This is a genomic window from Kitasatospora sp. NPDC057940, from assembly GCF_042887425.1.
Lineage (GTDB): Bacteria > Actinomycetota > Actinomycetes > Streptomycetales > Streptomycetaceae > Kitasatospora.
On the sequence record NZ_JBHVPH010000043.1, the window covers coordinates 38,706 to 45,743 of the forward strand.

At 73.3% G+C, this 7,038-nt stretch carries 8 protein-coding genes; 3 read left to right on the top strand and 5 right to left on the bottom strand.

The window, feature by feature from the left end; genetic code table 11:
• Positions 1–97: 97 nt before the first annotated feature.
• The 4 genes from ACFVTF_RS36205 to infC all read right to left on the bottom strand — a co-directional run bounded on the left by ACFVTF_RS36205 (position 98) and on the right by infC (position 2,690).
• On the bottom strand, positions 98–964 hold the full coding sequence (locus ACFVTF_RS36205) for an RNA methyltransferase (protein ID WP_350877932.1): 867 nt from the start codon (positions 962–964) through the stop codon (positions 98–100).
• Positions 965–1,087: 123 nt separating this feature from the next.
• Positions 1,088–1,483, bottom strand: coding sequence for a 50S ribosomal protein L20 (gene rplT, locus ACFVTF_RS36210; protein WP_030055649.1), 396 nt, complete (start codon positions 1,481–1,483; stop codon positions 1,088–1,090).
• Between the two features lie 109 nt (positions 1,484–1,592).
• Positions 1,593–1,787 carry a 50S ribosomal protein L35 gene (gene rpmI / locus ACFVTF_RS36215; RefSeq protein WP_030055648.1) on the bottom strand — a complete coding sequence of 65 codons (195 nt, stop codon included), beginning with the start codon at positions 1,785–1,787 and terminating at the stop codon, positions 1,593–1,595.
• A 141-nt stretch (positions 1,788–1,928) separates the two neighbouring features.
• Positions 1,929–2,690 carry a translation initiation factor IF-3 gene (infC, locus tag ACFVTF_RS36220; RefSeq protein ID WP_371522593.1) on the bottom strand — a complete coding sequence of 254 codons (762 nt, stop codon included), beginning with the start codon at positions 2,688–2,690 and terminating at the stop codon, positions 1,929–1,931.
• A 482-nt stretch (positions 2,691–3,172) separates the two neighbouring features.
• Between infC and ACFVTF_RS36225 the strand changes: the two genes are divergently transcribed.
• Positions 3,173–3,550 (top strand): DUF1844 domain-containing protein, encoded by a 378-nt coding sequence (locus ACFVTF_RS36225; protein WP_350877933.1) that lies wholly within the window; start codon positions 3,173–3,175, stop codon positions 3,548–3,550.
• Positions 3,551–3,628: 78 nt separating this feature from the next.
• Here ACFVTF_RS36225 and ACFVTF_RS36230 read toward each other — a convergent pair whose 3' ends face one another.
• Complete coding sequence (locus ACFVTF_RS36230) at positions 3,629–4,402, bottom strand: SseB family protein (protein WP_387818299.1); 774 nt, start codon at positions 4,400–4,402, stop codon at positions 3,629–3,631.
• Positions 4,403–4,493: 91 nt separating this feature from the next.
• Between ACFVTF_RS36230 and ACFVTF_RS36235 the strand changes: the two genes are divergently transcribed.
• Both ACFVTF_RS36235 and ACFVTF_RS36240 read left to right on the top strand, forming a co-directional pair.
• Entirely contained in the window at positions 4,494–5,717 is a 1,224-nt protein-coding gene (locus ACFVTF_RS36235) for an alanine racemase (protein WP_371516259.1), read from the top strand.
• A gap of 292 nt (positions 5,718–6,009) precedes the next feature.
• Positions 6,010–6,933 (top strand): lytic polysaccharide monooxygenase, encoded by a 924-nt coding sequence (locus tag ACFVTF_RS36240; RefSeq protein WP_387818301.1) that lies wholly within the window; start codon positions 6,010–6,012, stop codon positions 6,931–6,933.
• Positions 6,934–7,038 lie beyond the last annotated feature (105 nt).

A 7,038-nucleotide genomic window follows, 5' to 3' on the forward strand; every position in this document is an offset into this window, starting at 1 on the left:
GATTACCCACCGTGCCGTTCCCCCCACAGAGGCAGACCCTAGCGCCTCGCAGCCCCCTGTAGTAGGCCCTCGGCCGGTGGCGCCGGGAGCGTGCGGGTCAGGCGTTCGAGCGGCAGCCGCCGGGCGAGCGCTGCGCCCGGGCCGAGGCGTACAGGCAGACGGCCGCGGCGGTGGCCAGGTTGAGGCTCTCGGCGTGCCCGTGGATCGGGACGCGCACGACCTCGTCGGCCAGCGCGCGGGTCTCCTCCGGAAGCCCCCAGGCCTCGTTGCCGAACACCCACGCGCCGGGCGCGCCCAGGGTGCCCTCGTCGAGCTCCTGGTCCAGGTCGCGCTCCCCCGCGCCGTCCGCGGCGAGCACCCGGACCCCGGCCGCGCGCAGCTGCGCGACGGCCTCCTCGACCGGCACGCCGACCGCCACCGGCAGGTGGAACAGGCTGCCGACGGAGGCCCGGACGGCCTTCGGGTTGTACAGGTCCACCGAGGCGTCGGTGAGCACCACGGCGTCCGCGCCGGCCGCGTCGGCGGTGCGCAGCACGGTGCCGGCGTTGCCGGGGTCGCGGACGTGCGCGAGCACCGCGACGAGCTTGGGGCGGGCCTTGAGCACCTCGGCGAACGGGGTGTCGATGAAGCGGCAGAGCGCCACGATGCCCTGCGGGGTCACCGTGTCGCAGATGTCGGCGATCACCTCGTCGGTGGCGGTCAGCACCGGCAGCCCCTCGGCCAGCGTCGCCTCGACGATGGCGGCGTGCCGCTCGGCGGCCTCCGGGGTCACGTACACCTCGACCACGGCGTGCTCGGCCGAGCCCGGCAGCTGGCCGAAGGCGACGGCCTCCCGGACGGCCTGCGGGCCCTCGACCAGGAAGCGGCGTTCCTTGGTGCGCTGGTTCCGCTTGGCGAGCCGGCGGGCGGCGACGACGCGCGGCGAGCGCAGGGAGGTGAGCAGGGGGGTGTCGGTGCTCGGCATGGTCTCGTTCTCTGTGGCGGGCGGCGCCGAGGATCGCGGGCGGCGCTGAAGATCCGGGGAAACGCAGAACCGGACCCGCAGGGAGCCTGCGGGTCCGGTCAGAGCTCAACTGATCTCGGAAGATCAGGCGGCGTCGGCGGCAGCCTTGGGGGCGTTCACGTCGGCCGGCAGCGCCTTCTGGGCGACCTCGACCAGCGACGCGAACGCGCCCGGGTCGTTGACGGCCAGGTCGGCCAGCATCTTGCGGTCGATCTCGACGCTGGCGGCCTTCAGGCCCTGCACGAAGCGGTTGTAGGTGATGCCGTTGGCACGGGCCGCAGCGTTGATGCGCTGGATCCACAGCTGACGGAAGTCGCCCTTGCGCTTCTTGCGGTCGTTGAAGTTGTAGACCAGCGAGTGGGTGACCTGCTCCTTGGCCTTGCGGTACAGGCGCGAGCGCTGGCCACGGTAGCCGCTGGCGCGCTCCAGGATGACCCGGCGCTTCTTGTGGGCGTTGACTGCCCGCTTGACGCGTGCCACTTGATTACTCCTTGGGTTGGACCACGGACTACTTCACGTGGTCCGTCATTCGAATGGGTCGGGAAGGATCAGCTGCCCCGCTCACGGCTCGCGCCGGGCGGGAGGGCGATCACTTGCCGAGAAGCTTCTTGATCTTCTTGGCGTCAGCGGGGGCCAGCTCGACGGTCCCGGCCAGCTTGCGGGTCAGCGTCGAGGGCTTGTGCTCCAGGAGGTGGCGGCGGCCGGCGCGCTCGCGGAGCACCTTGCCGGAGCCACTGATCTTGAAGCGCTTGCTGGCGCCACTGTGCGTCTTCTGCTTCGGCATTTCGCCGTATCTCCTCGTCGGTCCCGTCCGCGCCCGCGCGGCCTGCGCCACGCGGGCGTGAACTGGATGGATCTGTGTGACCGGGCGGGGCGCCCCGTCACCTTGGGGCCGGTCTCCCGGGCCGCCCTGGCCGGTGAAGGCTCAGGCGCCCTGGGAGGCGGCCGGCTGCTCGACCGGAGCGTCGGCCTCGACGGCCGGCGCCTCGGCCGGGGCGTCCTGTGCCTCGGTCGCCTCGTCGTCGGCGACCTCGTCCTCGGCGACCTCGTCGTCGACCAGCAGGTCGTCGTCCGCCAGGTCGTCGTCCGCGGCGGCGTCGGAGCCGGGGGTACGGCCCTGACGCTCGGCCTTGCGGGCGTCGGCGAGGGCGCGGGCCTCGGCCATCGCCTCGGTCTTCTTCTTGTGCGGGCCAAGAACCATGATCATGTTTCGGCCGTCCTGCTTCGGCGACGACTCGATGAAGCCCAGGTCCTGGACGTCGTCGGCGAGCCGCTGCAGCAGGCGGAAGCCCAGCTCGGGGCGGGACTGCTCACGACCACGGAACATGATCGTGATCTTGACCTTGTCGCCCTGCTTGAGGAACCGGACGACGTGACCCTTCTTGGTGTCATAGTCGTGCGGGTCGATCTTCGGCCGGAGCTTCATCTCCTTGATGACCGTGTGCGCCTGGTTCTTGCGCGCCTCACGGGCCTTCATGGCCGACTCGTACTTGAACTTGCCGTAGTCCATGAGCTTGCACACCGGCGGCCGGGCGGTCGCCGCGACCTCGACCAGGTCGAGGTCGTACTCCTGCGCGAGCTCCAGCGCCTTGGCAAGCGGCACGATGCCGACCTGCTCGCCGCTGGGACCGACGAGTCGCACCTCCGGGACGCGAATCCGGTCGTTGATGCGGGGCTCGGTGCTGATGGGGCCTCCTCGGTTGCACCTTCTGCGATGCGGCCGTCGGACGGCGGACGCACGTAGTGGACTCGACCACTGGGCGGGGCTTCATTCGTGCTGCGCTGCCCGGCACCTGTTCGGCACCGTGTGCACCGCGACACGAAAAAAGCCCCGCTCGGTACAAGCGGGGCTCCACACAATCCGGGGGCAACACCCTGGTGAGGAGCGCTGCTGCGACCCGGCGCCGTGGCGCCCGTCGCGGACCGGGACCCGTCGACCCTGAGGTCGACCAGGTGGGAGACTTTCGCGGTTGCCCTCTCGGGCCTCCTGGGTGGAGCCTCCTCTTGCTGGCCAGGTGCCCATACGGGATCCCGGCCGGTCAGTCTCGAAGCATACAGCGCCGCGGAGTCGAACGCTATTCCGCCCCACCTCACCACCTTTGTCCGCCTCCGGAAGGGCCCTTGTACGCTCCAGGGGTACGGACACCGGCACGACGGAACGAGCCCCCCTTGAGCAGCGAGCCCACCAAGACCCCCGGCGCGGACGACGACGCGATCGGCTTCGACGACCTCACCCGGGACATCGCCGAGGTCCCGGCCGTCGAGGTGATCACCACCGTCGCGGTGCACCTGATGAGCGCCGCCGCGGTCAAGTGCGGCCTGGCCGAGGGCGGGGACAAGGACAAGGACCTCGACGAGGCCCGCAAGCTGATCACCGCGCTGGCCGGACTGGTCACCGCCGGCGCCCCCGAGATCAGCAACTTCCACGCGGCGCCCCTGCGGGACGGCCTGCGCTCGCTGCAGCTGGCCTTCCGCGAGGCCTCCATCGTCCCGGACGCGCCGGGCACGGGCCCGGGCGAGAAGTTCACCGGGCCGGTCTACTCCTGACCCGGACGCGACGCGGGGGCGGTGCGTCACACGACGCACCGCCCCCGGCGCGTTTCCTGGCGCCGGTAGACGGGGTTCCTAGCGCCGGTAGAGCGGCTCCCCCGGCAGCTCCGCGCTCGCCGGCAGCACCGCGAGGTCCAGCCCCCGGTCCAGCCGCACCCGCAGCACCGGGTCGGCGGCCACCGCCCGCCCGACCCGCTGCACGGCCGCCTGCAGCCCGTCCTGGTCCAGCGCCGGGTCGAACACCACCGCGAGCACCCCGTCCGAGCCCTCCGAGGCCGCCAGCAGCCCGGTGAGCACCTGCGGCTCGGCCGCCAGCAGCCCGCGGACCGCCTCACGCACCTCCGGGTCCCGGACCGGCGGCAGGAACGGGCGGTTCTCCGCGAGCGCCCGCAGCCGGGCGCCGCTCAGCTGGAACGGCACCGGCCCGGCCGGGTCGACCAGCAGGGTGTCGGCACGCTCGGAGAAGGCCACCATCGCGGCCTGCGGGGCCGCCGTCGGCGCCGGGCGGGCGTCGGCACGCCAGCGGGCGAGCGAGTCGAGCGAGGTGAAGGCCGGCAGCGCGCGGCGCCCGTCCGGGGCCTCCAGCACCGGGACGGCCATGTCACTGGTCTTCTCGTGCTTGTGCCCGTGCTCGTCCACCTCGACCTCGCCGAGGATCGCGACGATCGGGACCATCAGCCGGGTGGGGGTCAGTGCCGCCAGCACCTCCGGCTCGGCCGCGCGGTCCTGCGACCAGCGGGCGAGGGCCTCGGCGAGCGCCGGGTCGGCGGTGCCGTCGTCGTCGGAGAAGCCGGGGTTCGGGATGCCCTTGCCGACGAACGCCGGGTTGGAGAAGTCTTTGCGGTCCACCCGCCCGACCCTATGCCACCGCGCGCGAGCCGCCCCATTTCCCTGCACGCGGGGCCTACCCACCGGTAGTGCGGTGTGGCACCCTGCGCCCATGGTGATCCTCGACGCACCCGCGACCGCTCCCGCTCCGGTCTCCGACCGCCTCCGGTACGACCGGGCCACCGCGCACCTGGACGGTCCGGTGGCCGTCGTCGACCTCGCCGCCTTCGACGCCAACGCCGCCGACCTGGTGCGCCGGGCCGCCGGCAAGCCGATCCGGGTGGCCAGCAAGTCGGTGCGCTGCCGGGCACTGCTGGACCGCGCGCTGGCCGTGGACGGCTTCGCCGGGGTGATGAGCTACACCCTCGACGAGTCGCTCTGGCTGGCCCGCACCGGCGTGCGCGACGTCCTGCTCGCCTACCCCTCCGCCGACCGGGCCGGGTACACCGAACTGACCGCCGATCCGGCGCTCGCCCGCGAGGTCACCGTCGTCCTCGACGACCCCGCCCAGCTGGACCTGATCGACAAGGCCCGCGGCGGCGACGCCGAGGTGCGGGTCTGCCTGGAGCTGGACACCGCGCTGCACCTGCTCGGCGGGCGGGTCCGGGTGGGCGCCCGGCGCTCCCCGCTGCGCACCCCCGAGGACCTCGGCGCCTTCGCCGAACTCGTCCAGCACCGCCGGGGTTTCCGGGTGGTCGGCCTGATGGCCTACGAGGGGCACGTCGCCGGGGTGGGCGACCGGGTGCCCGGTCGGCCGCTGCGCTCGCAGCTGATCCGGCTGATGCAGGCCAGGGCCAGGACCGAACTGGCCGAGCGGCGGGCGGCCGTGGTCCGGCGGCTGCGGCGGGTGGCCGAGCTGGAGTTCGTCAACGGCGGCGGCACCGGCAGCGTGGAGTCCACCGTGGCCGAGCGCGCGGTCACCGAGGTCGCGGCCGGCTCCGGGCTCTACCTGCCCCGGCTGTTCGACAACTACCGCTCGTTCCAGGGCCGTCCGGCCGCACTGTTCGGCCAGCCGGTGGTGCGCCGCCCCGGCGTCGGCGTGGTGACGGTGCTCGGCGGCGGCTATCCCGCCTCCGGGCCGGCCGGCCCGGACCGCTCGCCGGTGCCGTACCTGCCGCAGGGGCTGCGCTACGACCCGATGGAGGGCGCCGGGGAGGTGCAGACCCCGCTGCTCGGCGCGGCCGCGGACGACCTGCTGATCGGCGACCGGGTCTGGTTCCGGCACGCCAAGGCGGGCGAACTGTGCGAGCGCTTCGCCGAACTGCACCTGATCGAGGGCGACCGGATCGTCCGGACCGTCCCGACGTACCGGGGCGAGGGGAAGGCGTTCCTGTGAGCGGTCGGCGGCCGGCGGCGGCCTGACCGTCCGAACGGCCGTCCGACGACCTTTCCGGAGCCTTAAGCGGGCCCGATGGAACGCCTAACCCGGCCGTTCCGTCGGGCCTTTGCCCTGTTCGGGCGCCTACAGTCCGTCAGAAAGCGTGGCACGCGCGACTATTGCCAGCTGGTCCAGACCAATCATACGCTCTGGCCAGGGGTCCGCGGTCCGGGCCGGCGGCCCCCGAACGGGCAGGCGTGTCCGCTCCCCCCACACTCGCCCGGAACGACGGTCAAGGAGTCCCCACCCCATGTCCATCAAGCGAAGTGCCCTGTCCGTCGGCGCGGTCGGCGCCGCGGCCCTCGCGGTGGCCGTTTCCACCGCAGGCACCGCCAGCGCCCACGGCACCATGACCAACCCGGTCAGCCGGGTCGCCGCCTGCTACGCCGAGGGCCCCGAGCACCCGGTGTCCCAGATCTGCAAGGACCTCGTCGCCGCGAGCGGCACCCAGCCGCTGTACGACTGGAACGAGGTCAACATCGCCAACGCGGCCGGCAACCACAAGGCGCTGATCCCGGACGGCAAGCTCTGCTCGGCCAACCGCGACAAGTACCAGGCCCTGGACTGGCCGCGCACCGACTGGCCGGCCACCGCGGTCAAGGCTGGCGCCTTCACCTTCCAGTTCCGCACCACCGCGCCGCACGTGGGCACCCAGACCGTCTACATCACCAAGCCGGGCTACGACCCCACCAAGCCGCTGAAGTGGTCGGACCTCGACCCGACGCCGGTCGCCCAGGTGCAGGTCGACCGCACCGCCACCAACGGCTTCTACACCTACGCCGGCACCCTGCCGCAGCGCACCGGCCGCCAGGTGCTGTACACGGTCTGGCAGCGCAGCGACAGCCCGGAGGCGTTCTACAGCTGCTCCGACGTCGACTTCGGCGCGGCCACCGTGGCCGGCGCCCCGGCGGTCTCGGCGCTCTCCGCGCAGGCCCCGGCCGCGCCCAGCGACGCACAGATCGCGGCCGGCGCGCCCAAGTCCACGGTCGCCCACCACGGCCACGGCGGCGACCCCAACTCCCCGGCCGGCGCCGTGATCCCGACCGCCGCCGCGGCCGTCGGCACGTCGGCCACCGGCCCGCTGCTGCTGGCCGGCGCCGCCGCGATCAGCGTCGGCTGGGCCGGCATGGTGCTCCGGCGCCGTCGCGTCGAGGCTGTTCGACGCGACTCCTGACGCCGGACGCGGGGCCGGGGCGGCCAAACCCCCGTCCGGCCCGGTTCCGCGGCTCCACCCCGTCCGGAACGAACGGCGGCGGCCCACCCGGAGAGTGTCTCCGGG

Excerpts from the sequence above, each read along its gene's own strand:
- ACFVTF_RS36205 (WP_350877932.1), bottom strand. The coding sequence starts at position 964 with ATGCCGAGCACCGACACCCCCCTGCTCACCTCCCTGCGCTCGCCGCGC.
- rpmI (WP_030055648.1), bottom strand. The coding sequence starts at position 1,787 with ATGCCGAAGCAGAAGACGCACAGTGGCGCCAGCAAGCGCTTCAAGATC.
- ACFVTF_RS36235 (WP_371516259.1), top strand. The coding sequence starts at position 4,494 with ATGGTGATCCTCGACGCACCCGCGACCGCTCCCGCTCCGGTCTCCGAC.
- ACFVTF_RS36240 (WP_387818301.1), top strand. The coding sequence starts at position 6,010 with ATGTCCATCAAGCGAAGTGCCCTGTCCGTCGGCGCGGTCGGCGCCGCG.